Origin of the sequence: Polynucleobacter sp. IMCC 29146 (assembly GCF_021395195.1) — a bacterium.
GTDB lineage: Bacteria > Pseudomonadota > Gammaproteobacteria > Burkholderiales > Burkholderiaceae > Polynucleobacter.
In genome coordinates this window covers 75,585-98,672 of the sequence record NZ_JAJVCR010000001.1, presented here as the reverse complement: position 1 = coordinate 98,672, position 23,088 = coordinate 75,585, and the positions used below count along the sequence as shown (strand labels likewise).

The window sequence follows — 23,088 nt, the reverse complement described above, 5'->3', positions numbered from 1 at the left end:
ATATGCAGCAACGTTTGCACGATAAAGTAGCCATCATTACTGGCGGAGCAAAAGGGATTGGTTTGGCAACCGCACAACGCTTTGCTGCAGAGGGAGCCAAAGTGATGTTGGCTGATGTGAATCTAGAAGCAGTGCAAAAGGCTGCCGCTAGTTTGGCAGGCGCCGAAGCTTATGCCATTAATGTGACTGATCGCACTTCTATTCAAGCAGCAATTGAGATGATTATGCAGCGCCACGGGCGCATTGATATTTTAATTAATAACGCTGGCATTACCCAAGATGCGCGGCTGATCAAAATGACCGAAGCCCAATTCGATGCAGTCATCGATGTGAACTTAAAAGGGGTATTTAACTGCACCCAATTAGTTGCGCCTTATATGCTAGAGGCTGGTAAAGGCGCTATCGTGAATGCTTCTAGTGTAGTTGGTTTGTATGGTAATTTTGGTCAAACCAATTATTCCGCTTCGAAATTTGGGGTGATTGGGTTTACTAAAACGTGGGCGCGTGAATTAGGACCTAAAGGCATTCGAGTCAATGCGGTTTGCCCGGGTTTTATTGCTACCGAAATGGTCAAGGCCATGCCAACCGCTATCTTGGCTGATATTGAAAGGCGATGCTGGTTAGGGCGCTTAGGTACACCAGCAGAAATGGCCAATATCTATTTATTTTTAGCCAGCGATGAGGCGAGTTACGTTAATGGTATTGCGCTCGAAGCGAGCGGCGGGATTTCACTTTAAGTATGCAACTGGTATATGAAGAAAGCGGCGAAATTCGTGCTGCAACAGTTATATCTTCTAGTGGTTCAGGCGATAGCGAGTCATGGTTAGTGGCCAGCCTTTCTGGCAAACAACTAAAACTGAAGGCAAAAGAAGTTTGGTTACGGTTTGAACAACCTAGTGCCCAAATTGCCATCGACGCCGCCGCTGTCGTGGCACAGGAAATCGATTTGCAGCTACTCTGGGATTGTGCCCCTGCTGAAGAATTTATCTTTACTGATTTAGCAATTGAGTATTTTGGCAATGCAGTTACTGTGGCGCAAAAAATCGCTTTAGCCATTGCCTTGCAGGGCGCGCCGATTTATTTTCGGCGTAAGGGTCGGGGTCGTTTTCTGCGTGCGCCACTCGAGCAATTACAAGCAGGTTTAGCGGCAATTGAACGTAAAAAGACAGAATTAGCGCAACAAGCTTGTTGGGCAGATGAATTAGTCGCAGGAATTTTTCCGTCGGGCTTACGCAACCAAATTAATAACTTACTTTTTACGCCAGACAAAAATAGCTTGGCATATAAGGCGGTGTTAGCAGCTTGTGCCACTGTTGGCGAAACTCCCGCACAATTATTTATGCGCTGTGGTGCGCTTGAGTCCCCTTTGCATTATCACCAAGGGCTTTTTTTACAACAGCATTTCCCCCACGGAGTTACTCACGCTAGCGGCCTGAGTATTGCTCCGCATGCCCTACAAGAAGCGCTAGCGAATTTACCAGAGGCCCCAGTCCAGGCCTTTTCGATTGATGATGCCAGTACAACTGAAATTGATGATGCCTTTTCAGTGAGCGCCATTTCCGGCGGGGGGTTTCGGATTGGCATTCATATTGCAGCCCCTGCTTTAGCAATTCACCGAGATGACGCTTTCGATCAAATTGCCCGAACTCGCATGTCGACAGTCTATTTTCCTGGCGACAAAATTACCATGTTGCCTCCCGACTTCATTCAGCAGTTTTCGCTCGATGCTGGCTTTTCTCGACCAGCTGTTTCCTTATATGTGGAAGTCGATGCAGAAGGAGAATTAACCGCTGCTAGTCCGCGCTCTGTCATTGAATTAGTGTCAATCGCAGCAAACTTACGTTTGGAAGATCTTGAGAAACTCGTAAGTGCTGAAATGCTTGAAGAACATGCGGGTAAAGAAAGGACCTTAGCTGCCCCCTTTCAAATGGAATTAGGGGTCTTATGGCGAACCGCAAAAATATTCCACGCCCAGCGACAGGCTCAACGTGTGGTCAATGGTCTCAGGGCCGAGCCACTGGGGCCTGCAGAGCCAGGCGCCTTAGCGCGCGATTTTCTGTTTGAGATTACAGGCGCTGTAGGAGCAGAGCAGATTGAAATTATTCCTCGCCAGCGGGGCTCGGTATTAGATACCGTCGTCGCTGAGTGGATGATTTACTGTAATAGCACTTGGGGGCGTCTGCTTGCTGAACAGGGTCTGCCGGGATTATTTAGAACGCAAAAAGGTTGGGGACCCTTGCGCACTCGCATGCAAACTACCCCTGCGCCGCATGAGGGCTTGGGTCTGGAGTATTACGCTTGGTGTACTTCTCCCTTGCGACGCTATACCGATTTAGTCAATCAATGGCAATTACTCGCCATTATTCGTCATGGAGTAATGGCAAAAATGGTGGCCCCCTTTCCGCCACGCGATGCCGATTTAATGGGTATCGCAGCCGACTTTGAGGCTTGTTATCAGGTCTACGGAGAATATCAAGATCGGCTTGAAAAATATTGGTGCTTACGTTGGTTGCTACAAAATAATCTGCCAACTGCAATTACAGTGCGGCATTTAAAAGAAGGGATGGCAAGGGCTGAATTCATTCCCCTGCACTTACCCATTCCTGAGCTGGCTTCCCACGGGCGTCTGACCCGTGCCATGATTGAGGTTACGGCAGTCGATTTATTACAGCTCACTGCGAGTACGCGGGTGAAAGAAATTGAGGCTTTGGTCGATGTAGCAACGGTAAGCACAGCAACTGACGGAATACCTAAGATTAATGACGAAACTGCAAACCCATGATTTTGCTGAGCAACAAAACGCTTTTCGCTTCAGGTTTAAGCGCGCCTGTTTAAGACACCCTATCTGGTGCGCTTTACTAGCGTCAATTGCTTTACACACAATTTTTTTGTCTTTTCGCTGGGGTTGGCAGGAGACGCAAAATCGTCGCTTGAATACGGCCTTAAGTGTAATTTTGGTCAATGCGAATAGTCAAAGTGCGTCAAAGCAGGCCAATCAATTAGCCCAAGCTGATTTACAGGGGGGTGGCGCTGCACCCCCCCAGAATGCCAGCGCTATGCACCGCGCTCGCTTGGGAATAGAAGCGCAGATGGAGGTCTTAGAAAAACAACAAAAAAAAATGTTGGCCCAACTCGATGCTCAGCACAAACAGTCTGGCGGCAGACTTAGCGGTGAAGAGCAAACTGCAAAACCCCAATTTAATGCTTTAGAGACAGAATTGGCACAGCGTTTGCAGAATCAAGCAGGTCAGTCGCAGCGCCGCGCAATTTTGACGGCGAGCAATGCAAAGGCAGTGGTCTTTGCGCAGTATTACGATGCGATGCGCAAAAAAATTGAAGCGTATGGCAGCACCTTTTTCCCTCGTGCCAATGGTCGACCAATTTACGGTAGCCTCATTGTATTAATCAGTGTCGATAGCGCTGGAAATTTACTCGTCGCTCGACCCAATTTAACTGGTATTGAAATTAGTCGCCCCTCTGGCATTGCTGAGTTAGATCGTCAGGCGCTAGCAATTGTGCGCGCCGCCGCACCTTTTGGACCCTTCCCCGCGGAGATGCGCAGGCAATTAGAGGTTTTAGATATGGTGGCTACTTTTGAATTTACCCGTGATGCTAGTTCGCCAGGAAGTAACCGTTTGGAATTGCATCGGTAAACTAGCACTATGGACACCAAACTTTTTTACGATCAAGTTGATCCTGCAACTATTTTGGGTAAAGCATGCTACGCAGTGGTTGGCAATCCCATTGGCCATAGCCTCTCGCCTTGGATTCACCAACGTTTTGCTGAGCAGGCAGCGCAGGCCATGTATTACGGGCGCATACAGGCTCCAGTAGAGGGGTTTCAAGCCACTGCTGAGGCTTTTTTTCAGCAGGGTGGTCAAGGCCTGAATGTGACCATACCTTTTAAATTAGAGGCCTGCGCCTTTGCCAAACAACTTACTGCGCATGCGCAACTTGCCGGTGCGGTCAATACCCTATGGCAAGCCGGAGGCCAAATTAATGGTGATAACACCGATGGTTTAGGTTTAGTGCGCGATTTAGATGCACAAGGAATTGAATTAAAGGGCATGAAGATTTTGATATTAGGAGCAGGCGGTGCAGCCCGTGGGATCATTGGTCCTTTACTGGCGCAAAGTCCAGCAGCTGTAATGATTGCGAATCGCTCACCTAGCAAAGCTAAGCAGTTGGCAACACTATTTGCCGAGCTTGCGCATTCGGTAGGCGTCGCATTAACGGCAGAATCAAGCGAAGATTTAGTAACGCAAGCGAGCTCAGGCACACTCGGTCAATTTGATTTAGTGATTAACGCTACTGCGGCCAGCTTAACTGTGCTTTCCCCTCTTAGTGATCAAGCCGCTGCGCAGCTTTTTCAGCCTCGTACTTTTGCCTATGACTTGGTTTATGGTAAGCCGACGCCCTTCATGCAGCAGGCCCTGCAACATGGATCACGCGTGAGTGATGGGCTTGGTATGCTAGTAGAACAAGCCGCTGCCGCTTTTTTAATTTGGCGTGGTGCAACTTTCAGTAGCACAATTAATCCGCGGCAAGTCTTGGCCGAATTGCGTCATGTTTTGGCTTAAAACCCACCTCAGTTATTTTTTGAAGTGTGTGGTTTTTGGAATTGTGGCCATGCAAATTTATTTTGTGATTCAAATTGCACTGTGGTCAGTATTACAACCAAGCTCAACTGCCTTTCAGCGTGCCGAACGTTGGCGCTTATGTAATTGGCATTGGTCTTGCGCAATTGAATCTAGCTGGACACCGTATCAGAAAATATCTAGTAATTTAAAGCGCGCTATTTTGGTGAGCGAAGATGATATTTTTTTTCAACATCATGGCGTGCGCCTTGAGGACATGCAAAAAGCCTGGGAGCGCAATCAGCAAAAAGGGACGCAAGCCGTCCGTGGCGGCTCGACGATTACTCAGCAGTTAGCCAAAAATTTATTTTTATCTGCAGAGAAAAATTATTTCCGCAAAGCCCAAGAGTTAGTGATTACAGGCCTGCTAGAGCTTATTTTATCGAAGCAGCGGCTGTTTGAAATCTATATGAATGCAGTCGAGTGGGGTGAGGGGATTTTTGGGGTCGGCGCTGCTGCACAGCATTATTTTGTCACCACGCCAGCTGCTTTAAGCCGTGATCAGGCCGCCGCCTTGGCATCGGCCTTACCTGCGCCGAAATGCTTCGATAAAATTAAATATTGCCGTAAGGCGAGCATTCATTTTCCAACTAGGCAGGCTTTTATTTTGGAGAATATGGATCGCATTGTGCTACCGCGACCCTAATTGCAGCGCGCGTACTGAGAGCGGCTGTGCGGGCGGCGCTAGCAAAATTAGCGCCAGCGCTGGCATACAAAATGGCCCGTGATGAATTAATAATCATGCCTGTGCCCGGCTGCCCGGCAATTTGCCCTGCTTTTACGGTGGCATCTATATCACCGCCTTGAGCACCAATACCCGGAATTAATAGGGGCATATTACCGATGATGGCACGTACCTGGGTAATTTCTTCTGGAAAAGTGGCACCAACTACTAAGCCAACTTGTCCAGAGGTATTCCACTCTTGGCTGGCTAAGCGTGCCACCTGCAAATAAAGGGGTTCAGACCCCGCTTTGTTCATCACGGGTAAGGCTTGCAAGTCGGCACTGCCAGGGTTAGATGTCCGACACAAAATAATGACCCCTTTGCCGGTATAGCGCAAATAAGCCTCAACCGAGTCGTGTCCTAAGTATGGGCTCACCGTTACTGCATCAGCCTCATAGCGCTCAAAGCTCTCTATTGCATATTGTTCGGCGGTGCTGCCGATATCCCCTCTTTTAGAGTCCAAAATAATAGGAATATGGGGATAGGTTTTTTTGAGGTAATGCATCAACTTTTCCAGTTGCGGCTCAGCCGCTTGAGCGGCAAAGTAAGCAAATTGGGGCTTAAAGGCGCAGACTAAATCGGCCGTGGTATCGGCTATTTCTTTGCAAAAAGTGAAGACGGCGTCCTTTTGGCCCACTAGGCAGGCGGGTAAGCGCTTTGGATCAGGGTCAAAGCCTACGCACAGCAGGCTTTCTTGCGCTGCCCAGGCCGCCTGAATTTGCTCAATAAAGCTGACTGAATTTGATTTCATAAAGAAGATGATTCATTTAGAGAATTTGTCATAGCTCATAGGATAAACTAGCGCATTCCTTAGGAGTTCACCATGATCAACTTGTTCGTCCTGCAAAACGGTCGACTCTCTCAAGAGCAAGTCGAAGATCGCAATGAACTACTCCAGCACGTTAATCCCATTTGGATTGATGTGGTTGATCCCGAAGAGGAAGAGCTCATCTGGATTAAAGAGGCCTTTGATGTGCTTCTCCCAGAGCTCGATGATTTGGGTGACCTGGAGGCTTCTGCACGGTATTTTGAGGCAGATGATGGCCATATGCATATTCGTACCGACTTCTTGTTAGATGAAGACGAAACCTCGCGTAACGTACGGGTTGCTTTTGTACTCACAAAAAATGTCCTGTTTTCGATCCACGATGAAGATTTGCCAGTTTTCCGCTTAGTGCGGCTGCGGGCCCGCTTACGTCCGGGCTCGGTCAGTAATGCGAAAGATGTTTTATTAGACTTATATTCCACCGATGCCGAATACTCTGCCGACGCTTTGGAAGAAGTCTATGAAAATTTAGAGCTCGCCGGTAAACAGGTTTTATCCGACGACATAAGCGATGCGGATGCCGCTGATGTACTCGAAACTATTGCTAAAGAAGAAGATACTAATGGCCGAATTCGGCGTAATGTAATGGATACGCGCCGTGCCTTATCTTTTCTCATGCGTAGCAAATTACTTTCCGATGAGCAACAAGAAGAAGCTCGGCAAATTTTGCGTGATATTGACTCCTTAGAAAATCACACCGCTTTCTTATTCGATAAAATTAACTTCTTAATGGATGCAACGGTAGGTTTTATTAATTTGAACCAAAGCAAAATTATTAAGATCTTCTCAGTGGTTTCAGTGGCTTTAATGCCGCCAACATTATTAGCGAGTATTTGGGGAATGAACTACCGCTTTATGCCTGAACTCCAGTGGGAGTTGGGTTATCCCATGGCTATTGGCATCATGATGATTTCAGCCATTATTCCGCTGTGGTATTTCCGTCGTAAAGGTTGGATGAATTAAAGCCAATGCGCCTTGCAGGGCAAAGGCGCAAGCTTGCGTTCGCACGGCCGCTCGATCGCCAGCAAAATGTTGAGTGTTTACTTTTACTAGTGCCGGCGACTGCAAATTGTTTGCTACCGGCGTGAATGCCCAGCCAAAACAAACTGTCCCAACTGGCTTGCCGGGACTGCCACCTGTTGGCCCAGCGATTCCTGTAATCGCAATTGCTAGGTTGCTGGCACTATTTTTTAGGGTACCCTCGGCCATTGCTTTGGCTACTTCTTCGCTGACTGCACCAAATGAACCAATGAGTTCAGCACTAACACCCAGACACTCACTTTTTGCTTGATTACTATAGGTAATGTAACCCCGTTCAAACCAGGCGCTTGACCCCGCAATTTCAGTAAGGCTGGCGCACACTAAGCCGCCTGTGCATGATTCCGCTAGTGCCACACTCCAACTATGTAGGCTTAGTTGTGAGCCTAATGACTGCGCTAATTGCGCAACGGTGTTTGCGGTCAAATTGTTTGTGATCATCAAAATACCAGCGTTTGAAATAAAGCAATGATTAAGAGTGTAAAGAAAGCTGCCAAGACATCATCAATCATGATGCCAAAACCCTGCCACAGGGTTTGCCAAAAATTGGGGTTTTCTGCTGCTGGAGCTTTTTTAAAATAGCGATCTACTAAGTGAATTGGTCCGGGCTTAACTGCATCAAAGAAGCGAAACAAAATGAACGCTGCGGCTTGGGTCCAAAGGTTGGTCGGCATGATAAAAAATAAGATCAACCAAAAGGCGATGATTTCATCCCACACAATACCGCCGAAATCGGCCTGGCCAATTTCTTTGCTTACCGAACCACAAAGCCAACAACCAAAAACGAAACCAAGCGCAATAATCCAGGCCCAATCATTAGCCGAAAAAAAATAGTTACCGAGCCAAAATATTGCCCATGCCCATAAAGTACCCATGGTGCCAGGTGCAAAAGGGCTGAGGCCGCTACCAAAGCCCAGCGCAAAGGTCCGGTTGCCAGTTTGCAGCATCCAGCGCAATGAGATTTGGGGTTGGATCAGCATGCGTAATTAAGCAAAGTGATCAAATGAGCGCAGTAAATTTGCGGCCATGATTGCATCGATGGGTCGCCCTTGACCATCCAAGAGATGAATTGCAGCATCAGCCGACTCACTTGTAAAACCAATCCGCGTTAATGGTAGAGATAAGGTTTGACTTAAGGCTTCTATTTGTTCGCGTTTCTCAGGTGCGGCAGTAAAACATAATTCATAGTCATCACCACCTGCAGCCGCGCATTGCCAGCGAATCGTTTCCGATTGCTGCGCCAGCGACGCTGAAACTGGTAGCGCTGACACATCAATCACCGCGCCAACCTGTGAGGCTCTTAAGAGGTGACGTAAATCACCGAGGAGACCATCGGAAATATCAATTGCGGCACTGGCTAGTGACCTTAAGCCGAGGCCCAAGGCAATGCGTGGAGTAGGCAAATGCATGCGTGGTAAGACCTCAGCTAAAGCGTGGGGACTGATAGACCATTCCTTACGTAGCGCGCCTAGCGCTAAACGTGCATCACCAACGTGGCCTGAGACCCAAATATCATCACCGAGTTTTGAGCCCGCTCGGCGCAGTGCTTGCCCAGCACCAACCTGACCCATAATCGTAATGGAAATAGTTAGTGGCCCAGCGGTAGTATCGCCGCCAATTAGGTGGCAGTTAAATTGTTTAGCCAGTTGAAATAAGCCCGCGGTAAATTGATTTAACCAAACCGGGTCTGCTGCAGGTAAAGCCAGAGCTAAAGTAAAGGCAATCGGTTGTGCACCCATGGCTGCTAAGTCAGAAAGATTAACAGCCAAAGCTTTATGACCAAGCCACTGCGGGTTCGCGCCTGGCAAAAAATGCCGCCCCTCTACTAACATATCCGTGCTAATTGCTAAGACTTGATTGCGAGGTATTGCCAATAAGGCACAGTCATCACCAATGCCAAGTGCAATCGACGCGCGATCTTCCTCGGTAAGATTTGCTCTTGGCGCCATTGCTTGCGCACCTGCCTTAAAGTATTTCTCAATTACGGCAAATTCACGCATTGATGAACTCAGCGATGAATCTGGTGGAAGTTTGGCTGGCGCACTCATCTAGCTATTTTATGTTGCAAGCGCTCACAAGGCGCAATAGCTAGACGGGCAAAATGACTAGAAGGCGTAGGAGGACTAGAATGAAGGTTTTTAGCCCAATTTTTAGCCCAAAATACCTTGAAATTGGGCTCGTTAGAGACGAAAGTTCGCATGAGCGCAGCAGAAACCGCAAAAGAGCAGCAAATTAAAGCCCTTCGTGAGGCGGCTTTGCAGTATCACGAGTTTCCAACCCCCGGCAAAATTGCCATTGCCCCTACCAAGCAATTAACCAATCAACGTGATTTAGCCTTAGCGTATACGCCCGGCGTCGCTGCTGCATGTGAAGAAATTGCCCGTGATCCAAGGAATGCATTTCGGTACACTGCGCGCGGCAATTTGGTAGGCGTAATTACGAATGGCACCGCGGTTTTGGGCTTAGGTAACATTGGCCCACTCGCCAGTAAGCCGGTCATGGAAGGCAAGTCGGTTCTGTTCAAAAAATTCGCTGGAATTGATGTCTTTGATATAGAGGTGAATGAAAATGATCCCGATAAGTTAGTCGAGATCATTGCTGCTTTAGAGCCTACCTTTGGCGGCATTAACCTAGAAGATATCAAGGCCCCCGATTGCTTCGTGGTTGAGCGAAAATTACGCGCCCGCATGAAAATTCCCGTTTTTCATGATGATCAACATGGCACGGCAATTGTGGTGGCAGCAGCGATTCTGAATGGCCTGAAGGTAGTTGGCAAAGATCTCAAGCAAGTGAAGTTAGTAACTTCAGGCGCTGGCGCAGCTGCTTTAGCCTGCTTAGATTTACTAGTTGATTTAGGCTTACCCCGCAAGCATATTTGGGTTACCGATATTGCCGGTGTGGTGTATGAAGGCCGTAAAGAATTAATGGATCCACAAAAAGATCCCTTTGCCCAAGTAACGCAATTACGTTCTTTGGGCGAAGTGATGGAAGGTGCCGATATTTTCTTGGGCCTATCGGCTGGCGGAGTCCTAAAACCAGAGATGGTTAAAAAAATGGCTGCGCGCCCATTGGTTTATGCCTTAGCGAATCCCACACCAGAAATTCTGCCAGAGGAAGTGAAGGCAGTAAGACCTGATGCCGTGATGGCCACTGGTCGTACCGATTATCCCAATCAAGTGAACAACGTGCTGTGCTTCCCTTTTATTTTTCGCGGGGCACTCGATGTTGGAGCCACTACCATTACCCGTGGCATGGAAATTGCGGCGGTGAATGCGGTTGCCGAGCTGGCACAAGCAGAGCAAAGCGAAATAGTTGCTGCGGTTTATAGCACTGAAAACCTTTCCTTTGGTCCCGAGTATTTAATTCCCAAGCCCTTTGATCCTCGCCTCATTACCGTCATTGCCCCAGCAGTAGCTAAAGCAGCGATGGATGATGGTGTGGCCTTGCGGCCGATAAAAGATTTCAGTGCCTATCGTGATCAGTTGCAGCAATTTGTGTATCACTCGGGCACCATGATGAAGCCCTTGTTTAGTATTGCTAAGCAAATTCCAGCCGATCAAAAACGCATTGTATTTAGTGAGGGTGAGGACGAGCGGGTTTTGCGCGCAGTACAAATTATGTTGGATGAAGGCTTAGTTACCCCCATCTTAATTGGTCGACCCAGTGTCATCGAGCACCGCATTGAAAAGTTTGGTTTACGGATGCAGCTTGGTACCGATATTGAGATAGTGAATCCTGAAAGTGATCTACGTTACCGCGATTTTTGGCAAAGCTATCTCAAACTAACTGAGCGCCAAGGCGTGACTGAATCTTTTGCTAAATTAGAAATGCGCCGACGCAATACCTTAATCGGCGCAACCTTAATTTCTAAAGGGTTTGCCGATGGCATGATTTGTGGCACGATTAGTGATGTCAATACCCATCTGCGTTATATCGATGCGGTCATTGGACATGAGCCTGGTGCGAATGTCTATGGCGCGATGAGTGGCTTGGTTTTACCGGGGCGACAAATTTTCTTAGTCGATACCCACATCAATGCTGATCCAAGCGCCGAGCAATTAGCCGAAATTACCTTGATGGCCGCGGGCGAGTTACGCAAGTTAGGCATCGTGCCTAAAGTGGCTTTGCTCTCGCACTCCAACTTTGGCTCGAGCGATTCCCCTTCAGCGCTCAAAATGCGTGCCGTGTTAGCCCTCTTAAAACAGCTAGCACCAACTTTAGAAGTCGATGGCGAAATGCACGGTGATTGTGCGCTCGATCCCGAAATTCGTGCTGCGGCAGTGACATCCTCTTCGTTACGGGGTGAGGCCAATTTATTGGTACTACCCAATATTGATGCCGCCAATATTTCTTATAACCTGTTGAAAACCGCTGCCGGCAATGGCATTGCTATTGGGCCCCTCTTGCTAGGGGTGGCCAAGCCAGTGCATATTTTGACCCCGGCAGCGACGGTCAGACGTATTGTGAATGTGACGACTTTAGCAGTCGTAGAGGCTGCCAGCAATGCCCGAGGCCTCATTTAGGGCCGCAAAAATACCCCTTTTAGGATTAGGTTAGCCTTCACTCTCATATAATTTTATTTAATATAATCATATACTTAGCTATAAACTGCCATATTGAGGCTTGATTTGATCGCCGGTTCGGGGTAATCTTATAGTCATTATGAATACACTTCCTGAAAATAACTCTTCAGCAAGCTTAGAAGACCATAGCCGTGCGGAACAATGGGATAACAGCGACCGAACTGAAATTGAATCTTCGGCCGCCAGCATTTATGCGCAGGGCGGTTTATCTCATTTACAAACCTTTGCAGCAAATCAAGTTTTGGGGAAAAAAGTGACAGCTTCTTGGCGTGCAGCTTTAGCCATTCGGGACGCAGGACCTCCTGCCATGCTACGTAGTGTGCGTCCCAATATTGTGCAATCGATCCGAGCTTTTCGGACTAACGACCTCATGGAGGCTGCTAGTGAGCTTGGGCAACACTTTGTGTATACCAATTGTGCGCAAGCGATGACCAAAGGCGAAGTGCTGGAGTCGATTGCCAATGCCTATATGTTTACTAAACAGCAGGCGAAGAATTTTGACCCATTGTTAGATGCTTTAACTACTTTGGTCGATAAAGCGGGTCCACAGCCAGGCTTTGTGGTGGTGCTCGAAGGCTTGCCTTGCACACAAAAGTTCGACAAAGAGGCGCGCGAAACCTTACTCGATGTTTTCCGTGACGCAGTTGATTTTTGGTCGGAGCGTCGCGTGCCTTATCGCGTATTTTATTCTTTCGCCTAAGCTGCTGAGGTCATTAGCGCCAGATTGCATGTACGGTTGTAATCGCCACAATTCCAGCAGTTTCTGTGCGCAAAATTCGCTCTCCTAAAGACAGCAATTGGTAGCCTGCAGCTATGGCTAGTGTTTCTTCAGCTGGCGAGTGACCACCCTCAGGTCCAATCATCAAAATACAATTTTGCGGTGGGGTAGCAGCCAAAACATCGGCCAAATGCACTTTAGCATCGGGGCTGAGTAATAGTTTTAAAACGGGCGCTGGCTTGGTTGTCAAGAAGGACTCAAAACTCTGAATGGGCTCTAGGGTGGGCAAGACGGTACGGTCGCATTGCTCACAAGCGGCTTGCACAATGCCTGCCCAATGCAGACGCCGTTTTTCCGCCCGTTCTGCATCGCTTGGCCGCAGCAACTTTAATAGCGAGCGCTCACATTGCAAGGGCACGATCGATTGCACACCAGTCTCAACCGCTTTTTCCACAATCCAATCCATTTTGTCGCCCCCTGCTAAGGCTTGCGCCAGCGTAATGGCATAAGGGGCTTCGCGCTGCCGATCTAAGCGAATAGCGCTCAGGGAAGCCAAGCCTGATTTATTTCCTAATTCAAGAATAGTGGCTTTGGCCACCATGCCTGCACCATCAAAAATGGGGATAGTTTCACCGGTTTGAATGCGCCGCACCCGCAGGTGGTGCACTAATTCAGTGGATAAGTTCAGCGGTTTTTCGGGAGTCCAAGGCGGGGGAAGATAAAATTGAGGCATTACCTAATATATAGCGAAATCCATACTTACGATGCCAACTCCCCCAAATGCAATATTACAAATCCGCATGGCGAATGCCATTCGGCATTTAGCAATGGATGCAGTCCAACAAGCCAACTCGGGTCATCCTGGAATGCCTATGGGGATGGCCGATATTGCTGTAGCACTCTGGGATCAACATTTAAAACACAACCCGAGCGATCCACAGTGGCTCAATCGCGACCGCTTTGTACTGTCAAATGGTCATGGCTCGATGTTGCTGTATTCCTTGTTGTATCTTTCTGGCTATGACTTACCCATTAGCGAATTAAAAAACTTTCGGCAGTTGCATAGTAAAACTCCAGGCCATCCCGAGTTCGGTATTACCGTAGGGGTTGAGACTACGACAGGGCCATTAGGCCAAGGAATTTCTAATGCGGTAGGTATGGCCTTAGCTGAAAAATTATTAGCCGAAGAATTTAATCGCCCGAGGTTTGACATCATTGATCATTACACCTATGCATTTTTAGGTGACGGTTGTTTAATGGAAGGTATCAGCCATGAATCTTGTGCCTTAGCTGGTACCTTAAAACTGAGTAAGTTAATTGCGCTGTGGGATGACAATGGCATTTCCATCGATGGCAAAGTAGGTCCTTGGTTTAGTGAAGATACGCCACAACGTTTTGAAGCCTACGGTTGGAATGTCCTGCGTAATGTCGATGGCCATCATGCCGCCGCCGTCTCGCGCGCTTTAGAGCAGGCTAAACAGAGTGATAAGCCAACACTAATTTGCTGTAAAACCGCCATCGGTTATGGTTCACCGAATATGGCTGGTAGCGATAAAGTGCATGGTTCGCCATTGGGTGCAGAGGAAATCGCCGCCACGCGCGTAGCGCTGGAATGGCCACATGCCCCATTTGAGATCCCGCAAGATTTATTAGCTGCGTGGAATTTTCAAGCGCGCGGTAAAGCTGCACAAGCCAGTTGGGAAAAACAATTTGCCGCGTATCGCCAAGCCTACCCCGAGTTAGCAGCAGAATTGCAACGCCGCATGCAAGGCAAGCTAGCCAATAACTTCGCTAAAACTTTAAGTGATTATCTTGCCCTCTGTCAAAGCAAGGCGGAAACAATTGCGACGCGCAAAGCAAGTCAAAATGCCATCACCGCCTTAGCCCCCGCTGTTCCAGAGCTAATAGGGGGTTCAGCCGATTTAACGGGTTCTAATTTAACCAATTGGAATGCTTGTAAACCCGTTCGCGCCAATCAGTGGGGCAACCATATTAATTATGGGGTTCGCGAATTTGGTATGAGCGCCATCATGAATGGGATGGCATTGCATGGCGGCTATATTCCTTTTGGTGGGACATTTTTAACTTTTTCCGATTACAGTCGCAATGCTATTCGCATGGCAGCACTCATGAAAATTCGGGTCTTATTTGTGTTTACACACGACTCGATTGGCTTGGGTGAAGATGGGCCAACGCATCAAGCGATCGAGCAAGTTGCCAGCTTACGTTTAATACCGAATTTAATGGTCTGGCGCCCATGTGACACGACCGAAAGTGCAGTTGCTTGGGGCACAGCCCTCGAGCGCCAAAATGGTCCGAGCGCATTAATTTTCAGCCGGCAAAATTGCCCCTTTGTACCTCGTAGTGCGCAGCAAATTGCCCAGATTCAACGTGGCGCTTACGTATTACAAGATGGCAAGGGCAAACTCGATGCAGTCATTATGGCTACAGGCTCAGAAGTTGGTCTAGCTTTACAAACTGCTGCTGCGCTTACTCAGCAAGGCCGCTCAATTCGGGTGGTATCGATGCCATGCACCAAGCTCTTTGATCAACAAAGTACCACGTATAAGTCGCAAGTGTTACCACCTCAAGTACCCCGCATTGCTATTGAAGCTGGAGTAACTGATTTTTGGTGGAAGTATGGTTGTGCTGCGGTACATGGTGTTGATACCTTCGGTGAATCGGCGCCAGCCCCCGAGCTGTATGCTTATTTTGGCTTGACAGTAGAACAAATTAGTAAAACAGTGCAGCAATGTATTGCCAAGCACGATTAGGTAAAGAGAATAAGGAACTAGCATGACAATTCGAATTGCAATTAATGGCTATGGGCGCATTGGTAGAATGGTCTTGCGCGCGTTGTACGAAGAGCAACCCAGACGCGACATCCAAATTGTGGCAATTAATGCTATGGGCAGTCTAGATGTCAATGCCCACTTAACCCAATATGATTCGGCCCACGGCCGTTTTCCTCTGCAGGTTGATATTGATGGCAATGACATGATCGTCAATGGCGATCGTATCAAGATGTTTTCGACTCGCAATCCGCTCGAAACCCCTTGGGGAGAATTAGGCGTCGATTTAGTTCTCGAGTGCTCCGGTAAATTTACCTCCAAAGAGAAAGCGCTAGTGCATATACAGCAAGGCGCCAAGAAGGTTTTAATCTCAGCGCCCGGTGAAAAAGATGTGGATGCGACGATTGTGTATGGCGTCAATCAAGCGGTCTTAAAACCAACTGATATCGTGGTCTCAAATGCGAGTTGCACAACCAATTGCTTGGCGCCATTAGTAAAGCCTTTGCTTGAAAAAATTGGTATTGAATCGGGCTTGATGACGACGATTCATGCATTTACCAACGATCAAGTGTTAACCGATGTGTATCACAAGGATATGCGCCGCGCTCGCTCTGCAGTGAGCAGCATGATTCCTACCAAAACCGGTGCCGCAAAAGCCATTGGCTTAGTTTTACCTGAATTGGTAGGGCGCTTTGATGGGTTTGCTATGCGGGTCCCAACCATTAATGTTTCAGTCGTCGATCTCACCTTTGTGCCCAAGCGCGCAACCACGGTAGCTGAAGTCAATGCGATTTTGCAAGCTGCGAGTGAAAACGAATTAAAAGGCATTTTAGGTTTTAATACGCTGCCTTTAGTCTCCATCGACTTTAATCATGATCCGCGCCCCAGTATTTATGACTCTACTCAAACTCGCGTATCGGCGGACGGTAAATTAGTGAAGGTCTTGGCTTGGTACGACAATGAGTGGGGTTACTCAACCCAAATGCTAAATGCCGCGGAAGCGCTCATGGCTGCTCACTAGCATCAGAGCAATTCAAGCTTGCAGCATCGGGGCGACGTCTATTTTAATTTATTGCGACAGTTCTTTTTTTGGCAATGCCCATACATCGCTAAGCTGTGCTCCTGCAATTTAAAGCCAAGATTTTTAGCAATATCTTTTTGGCGGCGCTCAATTGCTTCATCAACAAATTCTTCGACATGACCACAGTCAAGACACACTAAATGGTCATGATGGTTACCCTCGTTTAATTCATAAATGGCTCGGCTATCGCCTTTGCTCGATTCAAAATGGCTACGTAATAAGAGGCCAGCTTGTTCAAATTGGGTTAAGACCCGGTAGACGGTAGCTAAGCCAATTTCTTGGTCTTCTTGGGTCAGGGCCATAAATACCTCTTCGGCACTGAAGTGGGAGGCTGGATTTTGGTGGAAAAAGTGCAAAATCTTCATCCTTGGCCCAGTGGCTTTCAGGCCAATTTCACGGAGGTTAGAAGGGGTGGTCGAGTGGTTCATATCAAGCAAGCGCTAAAATCAAACACTTAATGATACGGCTTGCCACGCAAATGTGTTTTTTCTGTTTTCTTCGCGCTTTAAGGATTTTCCTTAGTCCCCTCATAGTGGGTTCTTTGGCTAGTGTTTTCGTCCTCAGCGGCTGTATTCCAAGCGTAGAAAATGTTCAGCGCGACTGGGTTAATCGCATTTTTAGGCCTTATGTGCCCGACGTGGTGCAGGGCAATTTTATTTCTAGTGAGCAGTACGCCAAACTGCAGCTGGGTTTAACTCGCGAACAAGTACAACAAATTATGGGTACGTCTTTATTGGCCGATTATTTTCATGCTAATCGCTGGGATTACGTCTTTGAATTTAAACGTGAAGGTCAAAAAATTAGCCAGGAACGTCTAGTGACGATTATTTTTGCCGATAATAAAGTTATTAAATTTGAAGGTAACGCTTTGCCAACCGAAACTGAGTTGGTTGCCGAAATCGACAACTATGCCAAACGCAAGCGCACTTTTTGGCAATACTTAACCGGCACAAATAAAGGTCCAGCGCCGGTAGCAGAGCCAGAGCTGCTGGTGCAAGGCCTCCCTCAAGGTGGACCCATTACCGGTAATGAGGGTACCTTGACCCCCTTTAGAACACCGCAGTCGGCCGGCCCTCTTGAGAAAGAGCTAAGTCAAACCATCGCTATAGAAAATGCTGCCAAGGCAGCCGAAGCAACTAAGGCAGCCCAGTCTTCTGGGGTTGTGCCGATAACATCACTTCCCGATGCGCCCGTCGTCACCAATATCCGTTCTGGTGATATGCCCGATCCAACTGCTCCTCCAAGCAATATTCAAGCAAAATAAGCTTATGACACAGTCCACTATCAAAATTGCCGTTGCCGGTGCAACCGGTCGCATGGGTCGCATGCTAATTGAAGCCATTCTTGGCAACCCCCAGCTGCAGTTGGTGGGTGCTTTAGAGCAGGCCACTACCCCTCAAGTGGGTGAAGATGCGGGGGCGTTTTTAGGCAAAAAAACGGGCGTTATTATTACTACTGATATCGCGCAGGGCCTTAGGCAAGCCGACTGTTTAATCGACTTTACGAGGCCGGAAGGTACTTTGCAGCACCTCACTTTTGCCCTACAGACAAAAGTAAAAATGGTCATTGGCACTACGGGCTTTACTGCTGAGCAACTCAATACCCTCACTGCAGCGGCAAAAAAAATTGCCATTGTGATGGCGCCTAATATGAGTCTTGGGGTTAATGCAACTCTTAAAATTCTGGCTGAAGCTACGCGCTTATTGAGCAAGGGATACGATATAGAAATTACCGAAGCCCATCATCGTCACAAGGTTGATGCCCCTTCAGGAACCGCACTGAAAATGGGTGAGGTGATTGCTAGCGGCTTAGGCAAAAAGCTTTCTGACATCGCTGTTTATGCACGCGCAGGTCATACTGGCGCGCGCAAGCCTGACAGTATTGGATTTTCGGCGATGCGTGGCGGCGATATTGTGGGCGACCACAGCGTATTTTTTATTGGCGAAGGCGAGCAGATCGAAATTCGCCATCACTCGACTAGTCGGCAATCGTATGCACAAGGTGCCTTACGCGCCACGCAGTTTTTGCAAACCCAAGCTGTGGGCTTATTTGATATGCAAGATGTATTAGGAATATAAGCCCGCACACGATGACCCCGGATTATGATTACCGTGCCATTGAGGCCGCAGCACAGGCCGATTGGGCTGCGAGCAATGCCTACTTGGTTATAGAGCACGCCTTAAATCGAACAGGCCAGCCTAAGCCCAAGTTTTATGCCTGTTCCATGTTGCCTTATCCCTCAGGCAAATTGCATATGGGCCACGTACGTAACTACACCATTAATGATGTAATGGCGCGTCAATTGCGTATGCAGGGCTACAACGTCTTGATGCCAATGGGCTGGGATGCATTTGGCATGCCTGCCGAAAACGCCGCGATGCAAAATAACGTGCCACCAGCGAAGTGGACCATGGAAAACATTGCTTATATGAAAAAGCAAATGGTCGCGATGGGCTTAGCAATTGATTGGTCACGTGAGTTAGCAACTTGCCAACCAGATTACTATCGCTGGAACCAATGGCTGTTTTTAAAGATGCTCGAAAAAGGCATTGCTTACCGCAAGACCCAAATTGTAAATTGGGATCCAGTCGATCAAACCGTCTTAGCGAATGAGCAAGTGATTGATGGCCGCGGCTGGCGTTCTGGTGCATTGGTTGAAAAACGGGAAATACCTGGCTATTACCTCAACATCACTGCCTATGCCGATCAACTGCTGAGTGGATTAGATGATTTAGGCTGGCCAGAGCGCGTCAAAATCATGCAACAAAATTGGATTGGTAAAAGCCACGGTGTGCGCTTTGCTTTCTTGCACGACATTGCTGAAGATACAAATGATGCAGCGCGTAAGCCAATTATGGACGGCAAACTGTATGTCTATACGACCCGCGCCGATACGATCATGGGCGTAACCTTTTGTGCAGTAGCTGCTGAACATCCATTGGCAACAGTGGCGGCCAAAAATAATCCCGCTTTAGCCGCCTTTATTGAAAAATGCAAAAAAGGCAGTGTCATTGAAGCTGATTTAGCGACCCAAGAAAAAGAGGGCATGTTTACCGGGCTGTATGTCACCCATCCACTGACGCATGAGCAAGTACCAGTGTGGGTTGGTAATTATGTCCTGATGAGTTATGGCGATGGCGCAGTCATGGGAGTCCCAGCGCACGATGAACGCGATTTCGCCTTTGCCTTAAAGTACCAAATACCCATCAAACAAGTCATCGCCTTAAAAACACCATCATCCTTATTTAATTTAAGCCATTGGCAAGACTGGTATGCACAAAAGGACGGTATTGTTTGTTTAAATAGCGGTAAATATGATGGCATGTCTTTTGCAGAAGCGGTCAAAGCTGTAGCAGCCGATTTAGCAGCTAAAGGCCTAGGTGAAATGAAGACTACCTATCGTTTGCGTGATTGGGGCATTTCGCGGCAGCGGTATTGGGGCACTCCCATTCCGATGATTCATTGTGGTGATGAGCAGCATCCAGGATGTGGTGCAGTACCTGTGCCAGAAGCCGATTTACCGGTTGTATTGCCAGAAGATTGCGTACCTGATGGCAGTGGCAATCCGTTAAATAAGCACCCCGCATTTTTAGCAGTGACTTGTCCTCGGTGCGGCAAACCAGCCCGCCGTGAAACTGACACCATGGATACCTTTGTCGATTCATCTTGGTATTTCATGCGCTACGCGAGCCCCCAGGCTAGCACGATGGTTGATGCGCGTACGGCATATTGGATGCCGATGGATCAATACATTGGCGGCATTGAGCATGCAATCTTACATTTGCTGTACGCGCGATTTTGGACCATGGTCATGCGCGATTTAGGCTTAGTTGAATATGCCGAACCGTTTCAAAATTTATTGACGCAAGGCATGGTGTTAAATGAAACCTATTACACCGCAGATGCGAATGGTAAAAAGATTTGGCGTAATCCAGAGGATATTGAATTAACACTTGATGAAAAGGGACGCCCGACTGGCGCACGCTTAAAAAATTCAGCACACATCAAGCCCACAGAACTAAACCATCAGGTCGTCATTGGTGGTATTGAGAAAATGGCTAAGAGTAAAAATAACGGTGTTGATCCACAGGCCTTAATTGATCAATATGGCGCAGATACGGCGCGTTTATTTACAATGTTTGCCGCGCCCCCCGAGCAACAACTCGAATGGTCAGGGGCTGGCGTTGAGGGGGCCGCACGTTACTTGCGGCGTTTATGGCTTTACGCCAATAGTCTGGCGAGCACCATTGCCGCAGTCAATCAGGCGGACCACACTAATCTTGTAGAGCAAACTTATACTGCAGCCGAGACGCAGTTGCGGCGCGAAATGTATACCATCTTGAAGCAAGCCAATTTTGATTATCAGCGGCGGCAATATAATACGGTCGTGTCAGCAGCCATGAAGATGCTGAATTTGCTTGAGCCAATCAAAATTAATACCGATAGCAGTCAGATCAGTCCGAGAGTATTAACTGAATGCTTAGGCCTATTGTTAAAAATTCTTTATCCTATCGTGCCCCATCTCACGCATGTGTTGTGGCAACAGTTAGGGTATGCCAAAGTGCAAGGTGAAATTTTAGATGCCGCTTGGCCTGAAGTCGATGAAGCCGCCTTAATACAAACAGAGGTCACCTTAGTCTTGCAAATTAATGGCAAGCACCGTGGTGAAATTCATATAGGCATGAAGGCATCTACAGCGGAAATTGAAACTGCAGCTTTAGCCAGTGATGCGGCATTGCGTGCTCTAAACGGTGGGTCGGCAAAAAAAGTCATTGTAGTGCCGGGCCGATTAGTTAATATCGTTGTTTAGCGATGAACATTTAAATTAGGATAAAGACCATGACTCTGTTGGCGCGCCGCCAAGCATTAAATTATCTCATTGGATTGTGTGCAGTTACCAGCACCACTTTAATGGGCTTAGGCGCGTGCGGTTTTCAGATGCGCGGGGCGGTTAATTTACCTTTCAAAGCGATATACATCAGTGGACCAGTATCGATTGGTTTGCGAGCCGATTTAGAAACTGCAATTACCACTGGTAGTAATGCCAGAATTGTTAATAATGCTCGCGAAGCTGATTTAATTTTAGAAGTTGTAAGTGAGCTGAATTCGCGCGATATCTTGACTTATAACGCCACCGGGCAAATTACCGCTTATCGGCTGACAACGCGAGTGATATTTAGGGCCTTTGATACCACTGGCGTAGAAATTGTTCCCGAAGCTGAAATTTATGTAACTCGCGATATGGACTTTACGGTCTCCACAGTGTTATCGGCCGATTTCCAACAACAACAGTTTTTACAGTTGATGCGTCGTGATCTGGCCTTGCAAATGCTCCGTCGTGTGGCGGCTTCAGCACGGATGTTGCAAGCTCCAGCAGTTGCACCGGTTGTACCTCCAGCCTCATCTGTGACACCCAATATGGCTGCTCCTCCCGCCTCACCAACTAAACCCTAAAGTAACTGTAGGCGATGATAAAAATTGATGCCTTGCAAGCGCACATGAGTGGCTTAGCAGCGGCAACAGCGGCAACAGCGGCAAAGTCAGGGGGAGGAAGCAAAGCGCAGGTGCAGGGTTTGTATGTGTTATCAGGAGATGAACCTCTTTTACTCATGGAGGCGATGGATCAATTACGCGCGACAGTAAAAAAAATCGGCTATACCGAGCGTGAGATATTGATGCACGAACGGTATTTCGATTGGAGTCAATTACTAAGCGTTGGACAGACGATGTCTTTGTTTGGAGATAAACGCTGGTTGGAGTTGCGCATTCCTAGCGGCAAACCTGGACGCGATGGCGCTGAAGCCTTAAAACAATTTGCTGCCCAAATAGTGGCGCAACAAACGAATCCAGAACTACCGGAAACAGTAGTGTGTATTGTTTTGCCGCGGATTGATGCAAAAACTAAAACCTCCTCTTGGTTTAGCGCCCTCGATGCTGCAGGTATGGTTGTGCAAGTCGATTCGCTGGAGCGCTCCTATTTACCGCATTGGATTGCAGCCCGCTTAAAAAAACAAGGTCAAGCGGTCGAGGCTGGTCCAGCTGGGCAACGCGCTTTAGAGTTTATGGTGGATCAGGTGGAAGGGAATTTAATCGCCGCGCATCAAGAAATTCAGAAGTTGGGTTTGCTTTATCCAGAAGGTCAGTTAAGTGAGGCAGAGATTCGGGCCGCAATTTTGAAGGTAGCGCGTTATGATATTTTCGAATTAACAGCAGCAATGTTGGCAGGTGATTTGGCCCGCTTGAATCGCATGCTAGATGGGCTAAAGGGCGAAGGCGAGCCTTTGCCATTGATTTTATGGAGCGTGACCGAAGAATTGCGTTTGTTAGCGAAGTTAAAGGTAGCTACTGACAAAGGTGAGTCGGTTCAACAATTACTGAAAACTTATCGTATTTGGGGCACCCGTGAAAAGCTTTACCCCGCAGCATTGCGTCGCATTGGCGCTAAGGCGCTAAGGCGCGCTATTCAGGTTGCCGCTGGCCTCGATCGTCAAGCAAAAGGCCTTGCGGCCGCTGAATTACCCGCCGACCCCTGGGACGGCTTACGTCTAGTGGGTCATTTACTCCGCTAAGGCGGTAATTTCCGCTCTCCCAGTCGGATAGTGAATAATTAGGGTATTGAAGTTCAATTGCCGTCAATAAGAGGACACAGTGCAAGCCAGCGTAATACCCCAAGAATCCATTCGAGCTCT

Annotated in this window: 21 protein-coding genes; 15 read left to right on the top strand and 6 right to left on the bottom strand. The window is 47.9% G+C overall.

Annotated elements, in window-relative coordinates; all coding sequences use genetic code 11:
- Positions 1-2: 2 nt before the first annotated feature.
- The 5 genes from fabG to mtgA are packed head-to-tail and all read left to right on the top strand — an operon-like array spanning position 3 to position 5,283.
- Positions 3-737: a 3-oxoacyl-ACP reductase FabG gene (fabG, locus tag LZT22_RS00520; protein ID WP_233923107.1), complete on the top strand. Its 735-nt coding sequence runs from the start codon at positions 3-5 to the stop codon at positions 735-737.
- A 2-nt stretch (positions 738-739) separates the two neighbouring features.
- On the top strand, positions 740-2,782 hold the full coding sequence (locus LZT22_RS00515) for a ribonuclease catalytic domain-containing protein (RefSeq protein ID WP_233923106.1): 2,043 nt from the start codon (positions 740-742) through the stop codon (positions 2,780-2,782).
- Complete coding sequence (locus tag LZT22_RS00510) at positions 2,760-3,653, top strand: energy transducer TonB (protein WP_233923105.1); 894 nt, start codon at positions 2,760-2,762, stop codon at positions 3,651-3,653. Before LZT22_RS00515 ends, LZT22_RS00510 begins: the two co-directional genes overlap by 23 nt.
- Positions 3,654-3,662: 9 nt before the next feature.
- Positions 3,663-4,580 carry a shikimate dehydrogenase gene (gene aroE, locus LZT22_RS00505; RefSeq protein ID WP_233923104.1) on the top strand — a complete coding sequence of 306 codons (918 nt, stop codon included), beginning with the start codon at positions 3,663-3,665 and terminating at the stop codon, positions 4,578-4,580.
- A complete protein-coding gene (mtgA, locus tag LZT22_RS00500; RefSeq protein ID WP_233923103.1) occupies positions 4,567-5,283 on the top strand; it encodes a monofunctional biosynthetic peptidoglycan transglycosylase in 717 nt (238 codons plus the stop codon). Before aroE ends, mtgA begins: the two co-directional genes overlap by 14 nt.
- On the opposite strand, the gene pyrF is transcribed toward mtgA, so the two are convergent.
- Complete coding sequence (gene pyrF, locus LZT22_RS00495) at positions 5,240-6,112, bottom strand: orotidine-5'-phosphate decarboxylase (RefSeq protein WP_233923102.1); 873 nt, start codon at positions 6,110-6,112, stop codon at positions 5,240-5,242. The two genes, mtgA and pyrF, sit on opposite strands and share 44 nt — an antisense overlap.
- A 72-nt stretch (positions 6,113-6,184) precedes the next feature.
- Between pyrF and corA the strand changes: the two genes are divergently transcribed.
- The gene (corA, locus tag LZT22_RS00490) at positions 6,185-7,150 is read left to right on the top strand and encodes a magnesium/cobalt transporter CorA (protein WP_233923101.1); all 966 of its coding nucleotides are present in this window, start codon (positions 6,185-6,187) and stop codon (positions 7,148-7,150) included.
- Here corA and LZT22_RS00485 read toward each other — a convergent pair.
- Genes LZT22_RS00485 through thiL form a run of 3 tightly spaced genes read right to left on the bottom strand, consistent with a single transcriptional unit; the run spans position 7,100 to position 9,273 of the window.
- The gene (locus LZT22_RS00485; RefSeq protein ID WP_233923100.1) at positions 7,100-7,666 is read right to left on the bottom strand and encodes a CinA family protein; all 567 of its coding nucleotides are present in this window, start codon (positions 7,664-7,666) and stop codon (positions 7,100-7,102) included. The two genes, corA and LZT22_RS00485, sit on opposite strands and share 51 nt — an antisense overlap.
- Entirely contained in the window at positions 7,666-8,205 is a 540-nt protein-coding gene (locus tag LZT22_RS00480; RefSeq protein WP_233923099.1) for a phosphatidylglycerophosphatase A, read from the bottom strand. Before LZT22_RS00480 ends, LZT22_RS00485 begins: the two co-directional genes overlap by 1 nt.
- A 6-nt stretch (positions 8,206-8,211) precedes the next feature.
- Complete coding sequence (thiL, locus tag LZT22_RS00475) at positions 8,212-9,273, bottom strand: thiamine-phosphate kinase (protein WP_370635172.1); 1,062 nt, start codon at positions 9,271-9,273, stop codon at positions 8,212-8,214.
- A gap of 150 nt (positions 9,274-9,423) precedes the next feature.
- Here thiL and LZT22_RS00470 point away from each other — a divergent pair, with 150 nt between their 5' ends.
- Both LZT22_RS00470 and LZT22_RS00465 read left to right on the top strand, forming a co-directional pair.
- Positions 9,424-11,748, top strand: coding sequence for an NADP-dependent malic enzyme (locus LZT22_RS00470; protein WP_233923098.1), 2,325 nt, complete (start codon positions 9,424-9,426; stop codon positions 11,746-11,748).
- 139 nt (positions 11,749-11,887) lie between these two features.
- Complete coding sequence (locus tag LZT22_RS00465; protein ID WP_233923097.1) at positions 11,888-12,508, top strand: barstar family protein; 621 nt, start codon at positions 11,888-11,890, stop codon at positions 12,506-12,508.
- A 13-nt stretch (positions 12,509-12,521) separates the two neighbouring features.
- Here the strand turns inward: LZT22_RS00465 and LZT22_RS00460 are convergent, their stop codons facing one another.
- Positions 12,522-13,259 (bottom strand): 16S rRNA (uracil(1498)-N(3))-methyltransferase, encoded by a 738-nt coding sequence (locus LZT22_RS00460; RefSeq protein ID WP_233923096.1) that lies wholly within the window; start codon positions 13,257-13,259, stop codon positions 12,522-12,524.
- Between the two features lie 67 nt (positions 13,260-13,326).
- Between LZT22_RS00460 and tkt the strand changes: the two genes are divergently transcribed.
- Both tkt and gap read left to right on the top strand, forming a co-directional pair.
- Complete coding sequence (tkt, locus tag LZT22_RS00455) at positions 13,327-15,300, top strand: transketolase (protein ID WP_233923378.1); 1,974 nt, start codon at positions 13,327-13,329, stop codon at positions 15,298-15,300.
- A gap of 22 nt (positions 15,301-15,322) precedes the next feature.
- The gene (gene gap / locus LZT22_RS00450) at positions 15,323-16,339 is read left to right on the top strand and encodes a type I glyceraldehyde-3-phosphate dehydrogenase (protein ID WP_233923095.1); all 1,017 of its coding nucleotides are present in this window, start codon (positions 15,323-15,325) and stop codon (positions 16,337-16,339) included.
- 38 nt (positions 16,340-16,377) lie between these two features.
- On the opposite strand, the gene fur is transcribed toward gap, so the two are convergent.
- Positions 16,378-16,827, bottom strand: coding sequence for a ferric iron uptake transcriptional regulator (gene fur / locus LZT22_RS00445; RefSeq protein ID WP_233923094.1), 450 nt, complete (start codon positions 16,825-16,827; stop codon positions 16,378-16,380).
- A 104-nt stretch (positions 16,828-16,931) separates the two neighbouring features.
- Here fur and LZT22_RS00440 point away from each other — a divergent pair, with 104 nt between their 5' ends.
- From LZT22_RS00440 to holA, 5 genes are read left to right on the top strand one after another with little or no spacing between them, the layout of a single operon-like run.
- Positions 16,932-17,663 carry an outer membrane protein assembly factor BamE gene (locus LZT22_RS00440; RefSeq protein ID WP_370635175.1) on the top strand — a complete coding sequence of 244 codons (732 nt, stop codon included), beginning with the start codon at positions 16,932-16,934 and terminating at the stop codon, positions 17,661-17,663.
- A 19-nt stretch (positions 17,664-17,682) separates the two neighbouring features.
- The gene (gene dapB / locus LZT22_RS00435) at positions 17,683-18,477 is read left to right on the top strand and encodes a 4-hydroxy-tetrahydrodipicolinate reductase (RefSeq protein ID WP_233923377.1); all 795 of its coding nucleotides are present in this window, start codon (positions 17,683-17,685) and stop codon (positions 18,475-18,477) included.
- Positions 18,478-18,488: 11 nt separating this feature from the next.
- Entirely contained in the window at positions 18,489-21,209 is a 2,721-nt protein-coding gene (gene leuS / locus LZT22_RS00430; protein WP_233923092.1) for a leucine--tRNA ligase, read from the top strand.
- A gap of 29 nt (positions 21,210-21,238) precedes the next feature.
- The gene (gene lptE, locus LZT22_RS00425; protein WP_233923091.1) at positions 21,239-21,853 is read left to right on the top strand and encodes an LPS assembly lipoprotein LptE; all 615 of its coding nucleotides are present in this window, start codon (positions 21,239-21,241) and stop codon (positions 21,851-21,853) included.
- A 14-nt stretch (positions 21,854-21,867) separates the two neighbouring features.
- Positions 21,868-22,968: a DNA polymerase III subunit delta gene (gene holA, locus LZT22_RS00420; protein WP_233923090.1), complete on the top strand. Its 1,101-nt coding sequence runs from the start codon at positions 21,868-21,870 to the stop codon at positions 22,966-22,968.
- The last annotated feature ends 120 nt before the right edge of the window (positions 22,969-23,088 follow it).